Source organism: Brevibacterium sp. LAARM2_SD2, assembly GCF_057364785.1.
The window spans coordinates 1-16,583 of the sequence record NZ_JBNFOM010000014.1; the positions used below are offsets into that span (position 1 = coordinate 1).

General features: G+C 68.3%; 16 protein-coding genes and 1 pseudogene. 8 read left to right on the top strand and 9 right to left on the bottom strand.

All coding sequences use genetic code 11. The features are described from left to right. Positions 1-158 precede the first annotated feature (158 nt). The 3 genes from AC2W7K_RS10215 to AC2W7K_RS10225 all read right to left on the bottom strand — a co-directional run bounded on the left by AC2W7K_RS10215 (position 159) and on the right by AC2W7K_RS10225 (position 3,402). Positions 159-443 carry a TAXI family TRAP transporter solute-binding subunit gene (locus AC2W7K_RS10215; RefSeq protein WP_486006108.1) on the bottom strand — a complete coding sequence of 95 codons (285 nt, stop codon included), beginning with the start codon at positions 441-443 and terminating at the stop codon, positions 159-161. Continuing rightward, positions 440-1,150: a TAXI family TRAP transporter solute-binding subunit gene (locus AC2W7K_RS10220; RefSeq protein WP_486006109.1), complete on the bottom strand. Its 711-nt coding sequence runs from the start codon at positions 1,148-1,150 to the stop codon at positions 440-442. The genes AC2W7K_RS10215 and AC2W7K_RS10220 overlap by 4 nt, the downstream gene beginning before the upstream one ends. A 101-nt stretch (positions 1,151-1,251) precedes the next feature. Further along, positions 1,252-3,402: a TRAP transporter permease gene (locus AC2W7K_RS10225; protein ID WP_198500401.1), complete on the bottom strand. Its 2,151-nt coding sequence runs from the start codon at positions 3,400-3,402 to the stop codon at positions 1,252-1,254. Positions 3,403-3,895: 493 nt separating this feature from the next. Between AC2W7K_RS10225 and AC2W7K_RS10230 the strand changes: the two genes are divergently transcribed. Then, complete coding sequence (locus tag AC2W7K_RS10230) at positions 3,896-4,855, top strand: amidohydrolase family protein (protein WP_198500400.1); 960 nt, start codon at positions 3,896-3,898, stop codon at positions 4,853-4,855. A gap of 60 nt (positions 4,856-4,915) precedes the next feature. On the opposite strand, the gene AC2W7K_RS10235 is transcribed toward AC2W7K_RS10230, so the two are convergent. Further along, positions 4,916-5,746, bottom strand: coding sequence for an ABC transporter permease (locus tag AC2W7K_RS10235; RefSeq protein ID WP_486006110.1), 831 nt, complete (start codon positions 5,744-5,746; stop codon positions 4,916-4,918). Between the two features lie 38 nt (positions 5,747-5,784). Here AC2W7K_RS10235 and AC2W7K_RS10240 point away from each other — a divergent pair, with 38 nt between their 5' ends. Further along, a complete protein-coding gene (locus AC2W7K_RS10240; protein WP_486006111.1) occupies positions 5,785-6,147 on the top strand; it encodes a hypothetical protein in 363 nt (120 codons plus the stop codon). On the opposite strand, the gene AC2W7K_RS10245 is transcribed toward AC2W7K_RS10240, so the two are convergent. The 3 genes from AC2W7K_RS10245 to AC2W7K_RS10255 form a co-directional block, all read right to left on the bottom strand. Continuing rightward, complete coding sequence (locus tag AC2W7K_RS10245) at positions 6,125-6,850, bottom strand: ABC transporter ATP-binding protein (protein ID WP_486006112.1); 726 nt, start codon at positions 6,848-6,850, stop codon at positions 6,125-6,127. The two genes, AC2W7K_RS10240 and AC2W7K_RS10245, sit on opposite strands and share 23 nt — an antisense overlap. A gap of 156 nt (positions 6,851-7,006) precedes the next feature. Continuing rightward, positions 7,007-7,855, bottom strand: coding sequence for a DUF4097 family beta strand repeat-containing protein (locus tag AC2W7K_RS10250; RefSeq protein ID WP_198500397.1), 849 nt, complete (start codon positions 7,853-7,855; stop codon positions 7,007-7,009). After that, the gene (locus AC2W7K_RS10255; protein ID WP_198500396.1) at positions 7,843-8,352 is read right to left on the bottom strand and encodes a toxin-antitoxin system HicB family antitoxin; all 510 of its coding nucleotides are present in this window, start codon (positions 8,350-8,352) and stop codon (positions 7,843-7,845) included. Before AC2W7K_RS10255 ends, AC2W7K_RS10250 begins: the two co-directional genes overlap by 13 nt. Before the next feature lie 96 nt (positions 8,353-8,448). Between AC2W7K_RS10255 and AC2W7K_RS10260 the strand changes: the two are divergent. Further along, positions 8,449-8,847: pseudogene (locus AC2W7K_RS10260) on the top strand (ABC-ATPase domain-containing protein); the annotation flags it as partial. A gap of 62 nt (positions 8,848-8,909) precedes the next feature. Then, the gene (locus AC2W7K_RS10265) at positions 8,910-10,151 is read left to right on the top strand and encodes a P-loop domain-containing protein (RefSeq protein WP_486006113.1); all 1,242 of its coding nucleotides are present in this window, start codon (positions 8,910-8,912) and stop codon (positions 10,149-10,151) included. A 21-nt stretch (positions 10,152-10,172) separates the two neighbouring features. Here the strand turns inward: AC2W7K_RS10265 and AC2W7K_RS10270 are convergent, their stop codons facing one another. Next, entirely contained in the window at positions 10,173-12,572 is a 2,400-nt protein-coding gene (locus AC2W7K_RS10270) for a thioredoxin domain-containing protein (RefSeq protein WP_198500394.1), read from the bottom strand. Positions 12,573-12,749: 177 nt separating this feature from the next. Between AC2W7K_RS10270 and AC2W7K_RS10275 the strand changes: the two genes are divergently transcribed. The 4 genes from AC2W7K_RS10275 (at position 12,750) to AC2W7K_RS10290 (ending at position 15,214) form a co-directional block, all read left to right on the top strand. Beyond that, on the top strand, positions 12,750-13,220 hold the full coding sequence (locus tag AC2W7K_RS10275; RefSeq protein ID WP_198500393.1) for a pyridoxamine 5'-phosphate oxidase family protein: 471 nt from the start codon (positions 12,750-12,752) through the stop codon (positions 13,218-13,220). 74 nt (positions 13,221-13,294) lie between these two features. After that, entirely contained in the window at positions 13,295-14,152 is an 858-nt protein-coding gene (locus tag AC2W7K_RS10280) for a hypothetical protein (protein ID WP_486006114.1), read from the top strand. Next, complete coding sequence (locus tag AC2W7K_RS10285; protein ID WP_376911630.1) at positions 14,136-14,282, top strand: DUF2000 family protein; 147 nt, start codon at positions 14,136-14,138, stop codon at positions 14,280-14,282. Before AC2W7K_RS10280 ends, AC2W7K_RS10285 begins: the two co-directional genes overlap by 17 nt. A gap of 38 nt (positions 14,283-14,320) precedes the next feature. Then, positions 14,321-15,214, top strand: a complete 894-nt coding sequence (locus AC2W7K_RS10290) for a hypothetical protein (RefSeq protein WP_486006115.1) — start codon at positions 14,321-14,323, stop codon at positions 15,212-15,214. A gap of 52 nt (positions 15,215-15,266) precedes the next feature. On the opposite strand, the gene AC2W7K_RS10295 is transcribed toward AC2W7K_RS10290, so the two are convergent. After that, a complete protein-coding gene (locus AC2W7K_RS10295) occupies positions 15,267-16,082 on the bottom strand; it encodes a glycerophosphodiester phosphodiesterase (RefSeq protein WP_198500390.1) in 816 nt (271 codons plus the stop codon). Positions 16,083-16,583 lie beyond the last annotated feature (501 nt).

Here is a 16,583-nt window from a genome sequence, read left to right on the forward strand (position 1 = left end):
GTGCACCGCCCGCTATCCGCACTCCGCCGTGATCGGGGAGCTGCCCGCCCCCTCAGCCACTGGCCCCTCCAGCACTCGCCCCTCTGCCCGCCAACTCAGCGCCGCCCCCTCTGCGCCGGGCTCGCTGACTTGGCGCCGGGGTCGTCCGCGTGGCGCGCCTACTTGTTGAGTTCGTCGAGCGCGGTCTGCGAACCCGGGGCGAGCGGGATCGGCTCCGGCGGCATCGCCGTGTCGAGCTTGATGTCCTTCGCCGCCGCGTGGACCTTCTCGAGGTCGGCCTTCTTGTCGAAGATCAGCTTCGTCAGGGCGCACTGGGTGCCCTCGTCCATGTCGTTGCGGACCATGAGGACGTTGGGCGTGATGATCGTGTTGACCGCCCCGACGCCGGTGTACGTGTCGGCGGGGATCTCGGCGACCTCATAGACGGGGTTGATCTCCTTCATCTGTCCTCGAGGGGGGAGATGTCGAGGAACTCGACGTCGCCGCCGTTGGAGGTGAAGAGGTCGGTGACGCCTGCCGTCGGCAGTCCCCCGGACCACACCATGCCGTCGAGCGTGCCGTCCTTCATCCCGTCGACGGTCTTCGCGAGGTCGAGCCGCTGCTTCGTGACATCGGCGTCGGCGAGGCCCGCGGATTCGATGAGGCGGTTGGCGATGACCTCGGTGCCGGACTTCGGGGAGCCCGTCGAGATCGTCTTACCCTTGAAGTCCTCGATCGTCTTGATGTTCGCATCCTTGCGGACGATGACCTGGGTGTAGTTGTCGTAGATGCGCGAGAGCGCGGAGATCTCCTCGGGCTCTTGGAAGTCCGCGTTGCCCGACACCGCGTCGGCGGCGGTGTCGGCGAGTGAGAAGGCGATGTCGTAGTCGCCGGCCGCCAGCTGCTGGAGGTTCTGCACCGAGGCTCCGGTCTCGGCGGCGGTCGCCTTGAGGTCCGTGTTGTCGGAGATGAGCTGGGCGAGACCGCCGCCGAGCACGTAGTACACGCCGGTCGAGTTGCCGGTCGCGATCGTGATCTGCCCGGACGCGGCCGTGCAGCCGTCTCCGCCCGAGGCCGCGGGCGTGTTCTCGCGTTTGCCGCCGCACGAACTCAGCGCGAGGACCGCGGCGACGGCGGCCGCGGTGACGGTGAACATCTTCGTTCTCTTCATGGGCTCTTCCCTTTCTCAGTGGTGGTCGGTGCGGTGCTGGTCGGTGCGGGGGTGGTCGGTGCGGTGCTGGACGATGGCGGGATCGAGGTCACGGGCATCGCTCACGGCAGAGCCGCCTCGGCGGGGGTCTGGTCCGTCTGCCGGGGACGGCGGCGGAGGATGAGGTGGACGATGACGGCGAGGATCAGGGCGGTGAAGCCGACGATCATCGACAGCGGCTGGAGGTAGAGGAGGGCGCCGGCGGCGATGAAGCAGAGGATGCGCTCGGGCCAACCCGCGCGGCGGATGATCCACCCGCCGGCGCCGGCGGCGAGAGCGGCGACGGCGAACGCAGAGACCACGCCCGTCCACAGCGCGCCGAGGAATCCGCCCTGGGCGACGAGCGATGCGCCCTCGGGGGTGAACGTGAAGGCCAGGGGCACGAGGAAGGCGGGGATCGCGTACTTGCACGCCTGCCACATCGTCGCGATGACACGGCCTCCGGTGATCGCGGCCGAGGCGACGGCGGCGAGCGCGGTCGGCGGAGACACCTCGGAGAGGACGGCGTAGTAGAAGATGAACATCGCGGCCGCCGCCTCGGGGACGCCGAGCGAGATGAGGGCGGGTCCGACGATCACCCAGCTGATGATGAACGATGCGGTCACGGGCACGGCGAGGCCGAGGATCGTCACGGCGATCGCGGCGAAGATGCAGGTGAAGACGATGACCGCGGTGGGGTTCGTCGAGATCGCCTGCGCGCCCTTGACGAGGATGTCGGAGATGACCTGGCCGAGCCCGGTCTTCGTGATCGTCGAGACGATGATGCCGGCGGCTGCGCACACGCTGGTCACCGGCAGGACCGAGCGGATGCCCGTCGACAGGGCGCCGAAGATGACGTCCCAGATCGCGCGGAGGATCGTCTTCGGCTGCCCGCGGTGGGCGAGGACGATCTCGATGATGCCGAAGCCGATGCCCACCAGGGTCGCGTAGACGACCGCTTTGAACGGGGCCATGCCGAGGGCGAGGAAGACGACGATGATGCCGAGTGAGATGAAGTGGTAGAAGCCGCGTTTGAGGATCGGCCACGAGCGCAGGCCGGTGGGCGGGCGGTAGTCGACGTCGATCTTGCGGGAGTCGATCTCGATGGCGAGGAAGATCCCGAGGTAGTAGAGCAGGGTGGGCACGACCGCCCAGAGGAGGACGAGGCCGTAGGAGACGTTGAGGAGTTCGGCGATGATGAAGGCGGCCGCGCCGAGGGTCGGCGGGGAGAGGATCGCGCCGATGCCGGAGGCGGCGAGCATGCCGCCGGCGTTCTCCTTCGGGTAGCCGGCCTTCTTGAGCACCGGCCAGGTGACCGCGCCGAGGGAGACGGCCGTCGCAGTGCCCGATCCCGAGACCGTGCCGAGCAGGAAGCCGGAGAGGGCGACGGTGCGCCCAGGGGCGGCCTTCGACTTCTTGAACAGGGAGAAGGAGAGGTCGATGAAGAAGCTCGCCGCTCCCGTCTTGTCGAGGACGGCGCCGTAGATCGTGAAGAGGACGATGTAGGTCGCGGCGACGTCGAGCGGGATCCCGTAGAAGCCCGAGGCGTCGTTGTAGAGGGCATTGATGATCTGGTCGAAGTTCTGGCCGGCGTGCGAACCGGGCCAGCCGACGGGGATGTAGGCCCCGTAGTAGCTGTAGAGGAAGAAGACGACGCAGAAGATCGGGAGGATGAGGCCGGTCGTCCGCCGCGTCGCTTCGAGGATGAGGAGCATGAGGATGCCGCCCATCGTCACGTCGAGCGGGTCGAGCGAGCCCTGCCGGTTGAGGAACTCGTTGAACCCGCCGGAGAAGAACGGCAGCACCGGGTAGGCGCAGGTGAGGAAGGTGAGGACGACGAGAATCCAGTCGATGACCGAGGGGTTGTCCGTCGAGCGGGCAGGCTTGGCTTTCCGTGCTGTCCCCGGCGCCGAGGTGGTCGCCTCCGCAGCGGCCTCCGCTGCGTGCGCGCCCGCTTCCTTCCGCCGGCCGAACCCGGGGCGGTAGCAGATGAAGACGAGGGGCAGGACGAAGGCGAGGAACCACATGAGGTAGTACTGGTTGCCCTGCCGGAGCGGGAAGAACACCTGGTTGAGGACGTAGAGGGAGATGAGGAAGCAGACGATGCTCACACCCAGGTCGAGTCGGCGCGTGAGCCTGCGCTGCGGGAGTTCCTCGTCGTACTGGGCGATGAGGTCGTCGACGTTCGCTTGGGGAAGCGGACTGGTGGCAGTCGCGGACAGACGCTCGGACATCGGTGTCCCTTCGGTCTCTCTGGGTCGGCGGTCGGGGTGGGGCGGTGGTGTGGGGCGATGGTGGTGTGCAGGTGGTGTGTGGTGTCTGGTGTCTGGCGTGTGGTGGTCGGTCGGCACGGGTCGGCTCACCTCCTCGTGGAGTCGACCGGCGCTGGTCACCGCACTTGAGAATGTGAGTTGACTCACAATATACCGAGAGGACCTGCCGGTTCCGGCAGATCGGGACGATCCGGGCGGGATTTAGCGTGATCGTTACGCAGGGTGCCGCTATTCGGGACTGGCGGGTGCCGGGGCGCCGGGCACGCGTGAACTGCGCGCCGATGCCGGCACCAGGCGTCGTTCAACACTTGCCGCGAAAAAGTCGTCTTCGGGGACCACTTTTTCCCGCCAACTGTTGAACGAGCGGCCACTGCTGCACGCAACCCGTCGATGTTCACGCCAAATGTTGAACGAGCGGCGCAGATGTCGCCCAGCCCCTGTGTAGGTTGGGACCATGGCCGAAACTCAGCGGGTCTTCGACGCGCACTTCCACATCATCGACCCGGCGCACCCGCTCGTCGAGAACAACGGGTATCTGCCCGACCCGTTCACGGTCGCCGACTACGTCGCGCGCGTCGGTGGACTCAGCGACAGTGGACGCGGCGGCGGAGTCAGCGACGATCAACCCGGCACCCCCGACGCCGGCACCAGTGACCCCGACGGCTTCGTCCCCGGCACCCCCGACGCCGGAACCCGTGACCCTGGCACACCAGATCCCAACGACGCCGACCCCGGCAACGCCGCCTCAGGCCTCAGCGATTCCACCTTCACCGTCGCCGGCGGCGCGATCGTCTCGGGGTCGTTCCAGGCCTTCGACCAGGGCTACCTCGTCGAGGCGCTGCGGCAGCTCGGCCCGACGTTCGCCGGAGTCACACAGCTGCCGGCCGACACGAGCGACGAGCGCATCCTCGACCTCGATGCCGCCGGCGTGCGCGCCCTGCGCTTCAATGTCGCCCGCGGCGGCTCCGCGGATTTGGGCGACCTCGATCGCTTCGCCCGCCGCGTCCATGACCTAGCCGGGTGGCACACCGAGCTCTACATCGACGCGCGCACGATCGATGACGATCTTGCCGCCCGGATCGCGGCTCTGCCGGCCGTGAGCATCGACCACCTCGGGATGCACCGGGACGGCGTCGACACTCTCCTCCGCCTCGTCGCACAGAGCGTCAAGGTCAAGGCGACCGGGTTCGGTCGGGTCGACCTCGACCCCGCCGAGGTGATCCGGCGCATCGTCGACACCGACCCGTCCGCGCTCATGGTCGGCACCGATCTGCCGTCGACGCGGGCTCGTCGCCCGTTCGCCGACTCCGACTTCGACCTCGTCCGCGAGGTGCTCACGCCCGCAGAAGTCGACGCCGTCTTCTGGTCCAACGCCGCCGACTTCTACCTCGGGCGACGAGCCCGCACGAGTTGAGCCGGCGCCCGTCCGGAACGGCCTGAGAATCGCCGGGGACGCTCCCGTCGCCGGCCCGTCCTACCTGGCGGCTCTCCTCTCATACGCCGCCCGGGCGAGCACATAGCCGAGCACGCCGAGGCCGACGATCCAGAGCAGCGAGATCCACCAGCTGCTGCCGAGCGGCGTGCCCATGAGCAGTCCGCGGATCGTCTCGATGATCGGCGTGAACGGTTGGGCGTCGGCGAAGATCTGCATCCAGCGCGGCATCGTGTCCGTGGGCACGAACCCGGAGCCGACCATCGGCAGGAGCATGAAGAGCCTCGGCACATTGCTCGCCGTTTCGACCGACTTCGCCATGACGCCGAGTGCGACCGACAGCCAGCCGAGGGAGACGATGAGGAGGAGGCAGAAGCCGACGAGGCCCAGCCAGTCGAGTCCGTCCGCCGCCGGCCGGAAGCCGAGGATGAGCGCCAGACCGAGGACGAGGAGGACGGCAGCGACCTGCTGCAGGCCATTGCTGATGACGTGACCGGCCATGACCGCGCCGCGCGAGATCGACATCGACCGGAACCGGGTGACGATCCCCTCGCTCATGTCCTGCGACATCGACAGCGCCGTCAGCTGCATGCCGCCGACGAAGGTGAGCACGATGATGCCCGGCATGACGTAGGCGAGGTAGTCACCGGAATCACCGCCGAGCCCTCGCCCCAGGGTTCCCCCGAAGACGTAGACGAAGAGCAGGAGGATGACGATCGGGGCTCCGACGAGGAACATGAACACCGGGTAGCGCACCGCGTGGACGAACTGCCGCTTGACCATCGTCGCCGTGTCCGCCCATGCCCAGCGGATCGGGTGGCGCGCCGGCTCAGGAGCTGCCGCGGTCAGCGGTGTCGTGGGGGTCTGAGTCATCGTTCGGTCCTTCCGTGCCGTGTCGAGGTGCCGGTCGGGTGGGTGCCATCACTTCTCTCGCCGAGGTTGTCCACCGGATCCGCGGCCGCATCGACCTCGTCGTCTCCGGTGTCGTTCGGGCCGGCATCGGCATCGGTCGCGCGTGCCCCGTGCCCAGTGAGAGCGAAGAAGACGTCGTCGAGGCTGGGCGTCTCCACGGTGAGTCCGAACGGTTCGATGCCGGCGGACTCCAATCCGCCGAGGACCTGCCGCAGGTGTGCTGCTCCCCCATCACCGGGGACGGAGAGCGCGAGCGCCTCGGCCCGGCCGACGGCCTGCGGCCAGAGGCTCTGCGCTCGATCGAGATCGGCCGCCGAGGCGAAGGCGAGGTCGATGCGACTACCGGGGATGAGTCGTTTTGAGCCCGGACGGGGTGTCGTTCGCGACGATCTTCCCATCGTCGAGGACGGCGATGCGATCCGCGAGCTCGTCGGCTTCGTCGAGGTACTGCGTCGTGAGGAAGATCGTCACCCCGGTGGCGACGAGCTCGCCGACGATGTCCCACATCGTGCGGCGGCTGCGCGGGTCGAGGCCGGTCGTCGGCTCGTCGAGGAAGACGAGGCTCGGCCGGGCGATGAGGGTCATCGCGAGGTCGAGCCTGCGGCGCATGCCGCCGGAGTACGTCGATGCCTGCTTTCGACTCGCGGGACCGAGGTCGAAGCGCTCGAGCATCTCGTCGACCCGCGCCGTCTGCTCCGCTGCCGGAAGGTGGGCGAGGGCAGCGACGAGGGCGAGGTTCTCCCGGCCGGTGAGCAGACCGTCGACGGCGGAGAACTGCCCGGTCAGACCGATGAGCGGGCGCACATCGGCCCCCGCGGACACGACGTCACGACCGAACACCTCGGCGCGTCCGCTGTCGGGGCGCTGCAGTGTGGAGAGGATGTTCACCGTCGTCGTCTTCCCGGCCCCGTTGGGACCGAGCAGGGCGAGGACTTCGCCGCGGGCGACCTCGAGGTCGATGCCTGCCAGGACGGTCTTGTCGCCGTAGGCCTTCCGCAGGTCTCGGACGCTGATGGCAGGTCTGGTGGTTGGTGTGGTTCCGGGTTCGGTGGCGAGATCCGACATGGGATCCTCCTTGTTCTCATGGTCTTCTGTGGGCCGGCGGCGGTGCGCCGACCTGTTTTCGGGTGCACGACGCCACGCCCGGTCGCTTGACCTGGTGCGCTGTGATGATGTGCCGCGACAGCGGCTGATGGGCTCGACCTCGGGGAGGTCGGTGGGTTACTGGGCGCGGTCGATGATGATGTCGCCGAACTTCGTGTGGGCGTGGACTTCGACGGGCAGCTCGTCGCCGAGCGGTCCGGAGTCGGTTTCGAGGTCGGTGCGCACGACTCCGTTCTTCGAGTCCGCGTCGATCCACACCGGCGCGCCGGCCGCGACGCCGACCTCGATGGTGCCGAACGACGATTCGAGATCGAGGCGGCCGCTGCCGGCCCGGCGCACCCGCACGGAGCCGTGCCCCGAGGCGGCCCTGACATCGCCGTCGACGCCGTCGAGGCTGATGGTGCCGGTCGCAGTGGCGAGCTCTCCCGTGCCGGCGAACTCGCCGACGCGGATCGACCCGTGAGCCGACCTGATGTGCGCCTCCCCGCCGATCCGTCCGAGCTGGGCATCTCCGGAGGAGAGTCGGACATCGACGCCGTCGGTCACCTCGTCGACCGCGAGGCTTCCCGCGCTGACTTTCGCCGTCAGTGACACCATGGTGTCACCAGTGACGTCGCCGGCGGAGGCCTTCACTCTCACGGCACCAACGTGGTTGCGCAGCCGGATGGATCCCGCGCCGATCGCCACGTCGAGGTCGGTCCCGGTGGGGACCTCGAGCCGGACATCGGCCGAGCCCTTGCCGCCGAGGAGGAGCCGCTTCTCCCCGACGATGCCGAGAGTGCCATCGCCCTCGGTCACGGAGATCCGCTCGGCGGCCTCGCAGTCGACGGCGCGGTCGGGGTTCGTCGGTTCGATTGTGACGTCGACGCCGTCGCGTTCACCGGCGGTGACGAGGAGAGCGCCGGCCGGGATGTCGACGGTGATCGCCGGTCGTGTCATGGTCGTGTACTGAGTCATCGCATCCATCCTGAGATTCTGCTGGTTCGGGTTCGCTCGGTGCCGCGAGTGTCGAGACCTGCGGCCACGGCACGGACAAGCCATGCGTTGAGCGAGATGCCTTCGGCCTTCGCCGCCTGCTCGGCGCGCGCCTTGATCGAGTCGGGCAGCCGCAGCGTCGTCCGCGAGGTGCTGGCGTCGTCGAGGTCGACGGGAACGTCGGCGGCGGCCTGTTCAGCCGCCGGCTGCGCGATCGTCGCATCGCCCCCGTCGCCCCGAGGTGCGGGCAGCCCGTCGACGACGAAGTCGATGTCGCGCCCGCGGAGGCGGACATCGATGACGGCCGGGGCGATCGCCGAGGTGAGTTCCGCACTGGCATCGGTGAGCGCATCGAGAATCGTCACGCGCGCCGCAGGTTCGAGGGCGGTGACGAGTCGCTCGGCGACATCGCGAGTGGTGTCATCGCCGGCTGCGGCTGCGGCGGTGAGCTGGTTCTGGAGCTGCTCGACATGGCGCGTGATGTTCATGAGTCCATGATGACACCATTATGGTGTCACATGCAAGACCGATGACACCAGAAATTTCTCGGTGCGCAACGACAGTTGTCGCGTAGCATGGCGAAGATGAGTCCCCAACGATCGCAGCTGGCAGATACCCTCCATCGTCTCGACGGCAAGAGCTACGGCAACTACAAGCAGATCACCGGGCAGTACACGTTCGGCCCGGTCACCCTCATCGTCGATCGCGTCCAGGTCGATCCCTTCGCCTCTCCGTCGAAGGTGCGTGTGCGCGTCAGCCGCGCCGATGCCGGGTTCCCCGCCGATCTCACGACCGGCCGCCTCGATCGGATCGCCGCCTCCGACTACCTCCTGCGGGTGGGCAATGGTGTCATCCGGCGCGACCACGGGCGGTCGATCAACCTCGGCCGTCCGGGCCAGGAAGTGCTCGAACGGACGAACGTCATCATCGACGATGACGGCTTCGAGGCCCGCCTGCTCGTCAATCTGCCGGCCCGCGGACGCCGCATCCTCGGTCATCAGGCCGCCGACACCGTCACCCGCGACGTCATCGATCTCGCCGGGCGATGTTCCTCTACGACAACATCGACGGCCAGGCGCTGGCCGACCACGTGCAGCTCCTGCGCGATCAGACGGAGCTGCGGGACCGCCTCGGCGAGGATGACCTGGTCGGGTTCGTCGGCAACGGCGCGCTCCTGCCCCGCCGCTCGGGTGATTCGGATCGGCCCATGGACGCTGCGGCGGCCGTGCCCTTCCGCAGCCCGGCAAGTCTCGAGCGCACGTTCGACCTGACGAGCGGACGCCAAGTCACGGGCATGGCGATCCCCCGTGGTGTCACCGTCATCGTCGGCGGCGGGTACCACGGCAAATCGACGATTCTGCGCGCGCTCGAGCGCGGCGTCTATCCGCACGTCGCCGGTGACGGGCGGGAATGGGTCATCACCGAGCCGACGGCCACCGCGATCCGGGCCGAGGACGGACGCGCAGTGACCGGTGACGACATCTCACCGTTCATCAACAATCTGCCATCCGGCACGGACACGAGATTCTTCTCGACGACGAACGCCAGCGGATCGACCTCACAGGCGGCCAACCTCGTCGAAGCCGTCGAGGCGAGCGCGCATTCCCTCCTCATCGACGAGGACACCTCGGCGACGAACTTCATGATCCGCGATGAGCGGATGCGCGCGCTCATCCCCGCCGACCGGGAGCCGATCACCCCGTTCGTCGACCGGGTCCGACCCCTGTTCGGGGAGCGCGGGGTCTCCACGGTGCTCGTCGCCGGCGGGTCGAGTGCGTTCTTCGAGGTCGCCGACCTCGTCATCGCGATGAATGCCTACGTGCCCGCCGACGTCACGCAGCAGGCCCACGAACTCGTCGGCGTCACGCCTGATCAGCTGGCCATCGAGAGCTCGGATGCCGGGCCCGATGTCTTCGGCGATCCGCCGCCGCGGATCCCCACGGCCGATGCCCTCCATCCCGCGGGGAAGACGAAGACGGCGAAGGCGAAGGGGCTCGACCTCATCCAGTTCGGGAAGAGCTTCATCGACCTCGCCGCCGTCTCCCAGCTCGTCGACCCCGAACAGACGAACGGCATCGCCGAGTCGCTCGAGTACATGGCGAGGATCTTCGACGGGAAGGTCTCCGTCGTCGAGGCGCTCGCGGAGATCGAGGCGATGCTCGACGCGCAGGGCATCGACGGCCTCACCGGGCACCGGAGGCATCCCGGTCACGTCGCCCGGCCGCGCGCACAGGAGATGGCCGCCGCGCTCAACCGCTACCGGGGGCTCAGCCTCATCCCCGAGTGAGGGGCCGCGGCCGCCTCGCCCTCACCCATTGAGCAGCGCGGCGAGTTCCGCCGTCGTCGTCACCGGCAGCGAGCAGACCGTGCCACGACACACGATCGCCGCCCCCTCGGGCACGGGGATCTCGTCCCCGTCGGGCCCGGGCACACCGGTCGAGTCGGTGAGGAGGGTGACCGCGGGGTGCTTCGCGGCGAACGTGAGCAGAGCGTCGTCGCGACTGGCGACCCGGACCGGAGCGAGGGCGCGTTCGGCCTGCCACAGCGCATGCCCGGCTCCGCGCGGCGCCCGACCGGCCAGCGCCCGGTAGACCCCGAGCAGACGATCGCGCACATCGATCGCCTGACTGCTCGTGAGCGTTCCCTCGGCCTGACCGACGCTCGGTTCTTCCTCGCCGAGGCGGCCCCGAGCAGGGGTGCCGCCGTCAACTCCCAGCTCGCCGATCAGCAGCATCGCCTCCGCAGCGGCCGCGCGCCCCGAGGGCGTGGCGTTGTCGACGGGATCGGATCCGCGCACGCCGAGGATGTCGTCGGCTTCAGCATCGAAGACCTCGAGCGTCTCGACCGCCTCTCCCCGGCCGCCCGAAGCACCTGCATCGACCTCCGGTGCCGCGCGCCCGGCCTCCGCCTCGGTGTCCCAGTTCGTGAACCTCCGCAGCATTTCGGTGCCGAGCTCGGCGAGCCCGGCCGGAGTGAGAAGGGTGTCGTCGAGTCCGACACCGGTGTCGGCGCGATTGCCGGCACCCTCGGCGAGGCCCGCGCTGCGCAGCTGCAGCACGGTGGCACCGGCGACGATCATCTGCGCCCAGTCCGTCAGCCCCGCCGCCCCCGGGCCCGGATCGGCACCCGTGAAGCTGCGCCGCACCGGCAGGTCGCCAACGCCGGGGATCACGATCTCGGCGGGTTCGGACTCGATATCGCCGGACCCGGTGATGAAGCGGTTGACCATCGACTCCCAGAAGATCGTCGCGACGCTCCCCCACGCCGTCGACGCCGCACTCGGATGGGAGTAGAGGGCCGCCTCGGCGAGTGCGGTGACGGCGAGCGCATTCCATTCGGTGATCGTCTTCTCATCCCTGGCCGGCTGGGGCCGCGCGTCGAGGAGCGTCCGCAGCGCTGTGACCTGCGCCTGCGTCGCCTCGGTCGCCCACGGTGCGGGATGGTCGGCGTCGAAGGGCACGTCGTCCATGCCGAGCCAGTCGACGATCCGCGGTGCCGCGACGACGAGGCCGGGCAGGTCTGCGCCCGCCGGGGAATCGACGAGCTGGAGCACTCCCGCCCCACCCACCTCGGCGAATTCGTCGTGCGTGACGACGTAGGCAGCCCCCTCTTCGAGCCGCCCGTCGGCGCCGGGCGAATCGGCGTCGAGGGCGGCGATGAACCGGTCCCCAGCAGAGAGGTCGGCGATCATGAAATCGGCGGTGTCAGCGAGCTCCCGCTCGGCAAGCGCGAGCCACTTCGATGCCGGGTTGAGGGCGCGTTCGACCTCGGCCCAGCGCACGACTGCCCGCAGGTAGAGAGCGTTGTCGTAGAGCATCTTCTCGAAGTGCGGGACGAACCACTGCCGGTCGACGCTGTAGCGGGCGATGCCGCCGCGCACCTGGTCGCGCATGCCGCCGGAGGCGATGTGGGCGAAGGTGCTGCGGGCGGCGATGAGGCAGTCGAGAGCGAGGTCGCCGGTGAGATGGCCGTCGGCGCCGAGGACGGCGAGCCCCTCCGTCTCCTTCGCCGAGGTGGTTCCGCCGTGGCGGACGAACGTCGCGAGCAGGTGCATGAGGTTCATCGACGGCGGGAACTTCGGCGCAGTGCCGAACCCGCCCCACGCCGGATCATAGGAGTCGAGCAGCGCCGAGGCGGCGACGTCGAGCTCCTCGGGCGTCAGGGCCTCGGCAGCCGCCTCGGCGGGGATCGCATCGGTGACGGCGGTGGCCATGTCGGCCAGGCCGCGGTCCATGCGCTGGGACATCCCGGTCACCTCGGCGCGGCGGTCCGTCCACGTCTGGGACACCGCGTCGAGGACCTGCGTGAACGAGGGGACGTTGCCGCGCGGGGACGGCGGGAAGTACGTGCCGGCGTAGAACGGGCTGCCGGTCGGGGTCGCGAAGATCGTCATCGGCCAGCCGCCCTGCCCGCGCATCGCCTGGAGGGCGTTCATGTAGTGGGAGTCGACGTCGGGCAGCTCTTCGCGGTCGATCTTGATGGGGAGGAATCCGGCGTTGATGATCTCGGCGACGGCGGGATCCTCGAAGGACTCGTGGGCCATGACGTGACACCAGTGGCAGGTGGAGTAGCCGATTGAGATGAGGAGGGGGATGTCGCGGCGGGCCGCCTCGGCGAGGGACTCCTTCGTCCACATCCGCCAGTCGACGGGATTGTCGGCGTGGGCACGGAGGTACGGGCTCGTCGATGCGGCAAGTTCGTTGGCCATGTCTCCACCCTCTCACTTCGCGCCGGAGACCGCGAGGGGGCGACTTCGAGACTCTTGAGGTCGCATCGCGGCATTCACTGTCGCTCCGCCGCCAACTCTTCTACACTCTGTAGAAAAGCGCGGCGATGGCGAGCGATTCCGACGTCCCGCCGCCCGCGCCGAAGGGAAGGCAACGCGATGAACGCTGATCCGAATATGGTCCTCGACGCGGACGAAGCCTGGGAGAGCCTGCGCAGCACGACGATCGGCTGCCTCGCCGTCATCGTCGGCGAGGGCGAGGACCTCCACCCGGAGATCTTCCCCGTCAACTACGCTCTCGAGCATTCGTCGATCGTCTTCCGCTCCGGGGAGGGCACGAAGATCGACGCGATCCACGACCACCCGCAGGTGGCCTTCGAGGTCGACGGCTTCGACCCTGAGGCCGGGGAGGCGTGGAGCGTCGTCGTCAAGGGCACGGCGAAGCCGATCAACCGCACCGATGAGCTGCTCGACACGATCTCACTCGACGTCACCCCGTGGCAGGCGGGGAAGAAGAATCGCTTCGTGCGCATCCTCGCCGAGGAGGTCACCGGCCGCCGCTTCCCCGTGACCGAGCCCGGGACCTGGGATTCTCCGCTGACCGGCACCCAGCGCGCCCCGCGGGAGTGAGGCGCCGACCACGGCAACGATGATTGTCGATATGGCACGATGGGTTCATGGACAGCGCACTACAGCCACCGTCGATGTCGATACGTCTCTCTGTCCTCGTCGTCGGCTTCGTCGTCCACCTCGCCGCATGGGTGGGCTTCTCAGCACTTTTCTTCACCGCCCCGGACTATGGAACCGGTCAACCGCTCTGGGTTGGAATCCCTCTGCTCGTGCTGGCTCTCGTCTCAGCGGCAGCGGTGGGGGCCATCGCGCGGAGTCAACCGAGCACCACTGCCAGCGTCATCGCCGCAGCACTCGTCATCGTTTGGTGTCTCTCCGGAGTCGTGGCACTCGTTCTTCGGCTGGTGCCTTCGGCGGTCCTCGCTGGACCCCTCTCGGAGTTTGCGGGAGCCGTGCCGTTTCTCACCATTCTCGGCGCGCCCGTCCTCCTGATACCGGTGACGATTCGCACTCTTCGCACGATGGCCTCGGCTGAGAACTCGGCGGATCGCGGTCGGCGAAAGCCGCACGGTGCAGCCATCACCCTGTTCGGCTCGGCGGCACTCATAGTTGCAGCGGGTCTTCTCACCTCGCCGGCCGGCACGATCGTCGAGTTCTCGACAGGTACGTGGACGTGGATCCTGTCGTTGCTGGCAGCCGTCGGTGCAGTCGCAGGCATCTTTGCAATTCGACTCGCATTCGATGTCTCCCGCAAGTCGCTCGGGGACTGGCTTCTCGGTGCTTCAGGCTTCTTCACTCTGTTCTTCGCAATGGACGCGGTGATCATCGGAGTCCTGCTTCAGATCGGTGCTGAAGAATCGTTGGTCGGCGATGGGGCCGCAATCCCCATTGTCGTCATCGGCTACCTAGTTGCGTCGAGCGTCCTCACTGTCACCAGCCTCGCACCGCCGCGGAAGTCGCCGATTCGGCGTCGCCGTGAGGCTCTCGTCTGAGTCGTTCCGCGCTCGTCGGGCCTCCCGTCCGCGAGCCGCCCCTGCCGACCTCAACCTCGTCGGCGTTGCCCTGCACGGACCGAAGAACGCCGTCCACCGCACGGTCAAAGGTGCCCGCATGCACCCGTGACGCCTCCTCGACGACAAGCGCCGTGAGACGATAGCCGCATGGCTGAGACTTCCCCGACCCGAACGCGGCTGCCGTCGAGTCGGATCGCACCTCTCCTCGCTGCGTTCGCCATCCACCTCATCGCGTGGACGGCGTTCTGCTCGCTCAAGACGGCAGCGCTCAGCTCCGACCTCGGGGCATGGTCGGGGTATGCGCTCTGTGCCTTCGCGCTGATCGCCCTGGTCGCCGCCGTCCTCATCGTTCGCCGCGAACCGCCGCTGCCGCGAATCATCGTCACCGTCGTCATCGTCGCCGCGTACGGGATCTCCGGAATCGCCGAGGCGGCCTACAGCTTGGTTCCAGCATCTCAGGACAGTTGGGTGTGGACCATCGGGCAGCCGTTCCCGTACGCGGCGACGCTCATCGTTCCCTTCCTCATTGCAGCCGCCGTCCTCCGCCGAGCTCACGAATCGGCAACGGCCGACCGACGCGCGGTGCCGAATCAGCCCGTGCCAGCGAACCGGGCGAGTGGGTTGACCCTCATCGCCACCGTGCTCGTGCTCGTCTTCAGTCCGTTTCTCTCTTCGATGATGGCAACGGCCTTCGACTGGGACTCGTCTGGGATCGCACTCTCGGCGCTGGTGTCCGCGGTCGCGTTCCTCGGACTTCTCGTCGCCATCGTCGCCCTCAGGGCCTACGAGAAGTTCCCACCGGGAGGCACCGCGACGACGATCTACCGCATCGCCGGGTTCGTCGCACTCGTCTGCGGCATGCATCTGTGCATCCTCGCCACGGCGACGCGATTCGACACGATCGGCACCGGCATCGGCGACATCCTGCTTCTGCTCTGCGCGCTCGCCGGCTACGTCATCGGCGCGACGTACCTCGGCATCGTCGGGCCCCAGCTGCGCAGCAGACTCGCGACCGCATCGCCCAACCGCTTCATTCCCTGAGCCGCTGCGTCACATAGACTCCCGGCGCTTGTGCATAAATCTGTGCGCCCGGCTACAGCTCCTCGACGACCTCGACGAGGACGTCGGGCACGTTCGTGATGATGCCGTCGGCACCGTTCTCGATCGCCGTCTCCATGTCGGGCACGGCGTCGATCGTCCACACGAGGCTCGACATGCCGAGCTCGTGGATGAGCGTGAGGTACTCGGCGTCGGCGTCGACGTACTCGGGGTTGATCTGATCGACCCACGCGGCGAAGTCCCGCAGCTGCTCGGGCGTCGGACGGCCGAGGAGCCCGACGGGCACCTCGGGAGCGAGCTCGTGGAACTCGCGGACGAAGTCCCAGTCGGCGGACTGGACGACGAGCAGCCCCGCGGCCAGCGACCGGTCGAGGTAGTCGGGCACGTTGTCGCAGGCGGCCACGATCGCCTCGGCGATCCCGGGGTAGAGCTCGGGATGCTTGACCTCGAGGAGCAGCCCGGTGCGCGTCGTATGGACGAGGGCGAGCACCTCGGCGAGGGTCGGCACCTGCAGACCGACGAATGCCTCGTGCTTCCAGCTGCCCGCGTCGAGCCGGGCGATCTCGGCAGCGGTCATCTGGGAGACGTGGGTGTCGGCGCGGTCGGGGAAGACCGTGCGCACATCGGTCGTGCGATCGAACGTGATGTCGTGGACGACGACGAGTTCGCCGTCGGCGCTCATGTGGACGTCGACCTCGATCATGTCCGCGCCCTGGTCGATGCCGGCGACGAACGCCGGGATCGTGTTCTCCGGCCACCCCTGCGACGCGCCGCGGTGCGCGATGACGAGCGGCGGGACCGGGGTCCTGACGCCGCCTGCGGGAGGATGGGTGAGAACGGTGATCGGCATGGTGGGTACTCCTTATGGGGATGTTCGCCGAGGCGGTGCCGGTGGAGCCGTCAACGTGTTACCTCAAGGGCGATTGCGGATTATCCTAGGCGCTGCGGGCAATGCCCGGGTGTTGTCAGGGTTGCGTGCCGGTGAATCCGGGATCGGAGTCGGCTGATTTCCGTCGGGAGTTCGCTGTGCACGGATCTGCCCCAGGGAACCCCGCGCTGAGTGCCTCGGTGCGCGGTGACGGCGAACCGCCTCGGTGCGGGACAGGAGGGCGAACGCGACAGGGTGCGTGGGCGCACGAATGCTGAACCGGCGGATCCGCGAGCATCAGGCTCAGCGGCGGGCGCGCGACGAACGGTCCTCAACGAGACTCCTCCACAGGGGAACGGGCGATTGCGGCCCAGGGAGCAGGAATCCCAGTCAGCGTCGTCGGCACGGTACAGGTCTTTCGAAGTGCGGCAGATCACAGGAATAGTACCACGTCTGAAGTGGGGTGGACGCGGTCGCGGCGAA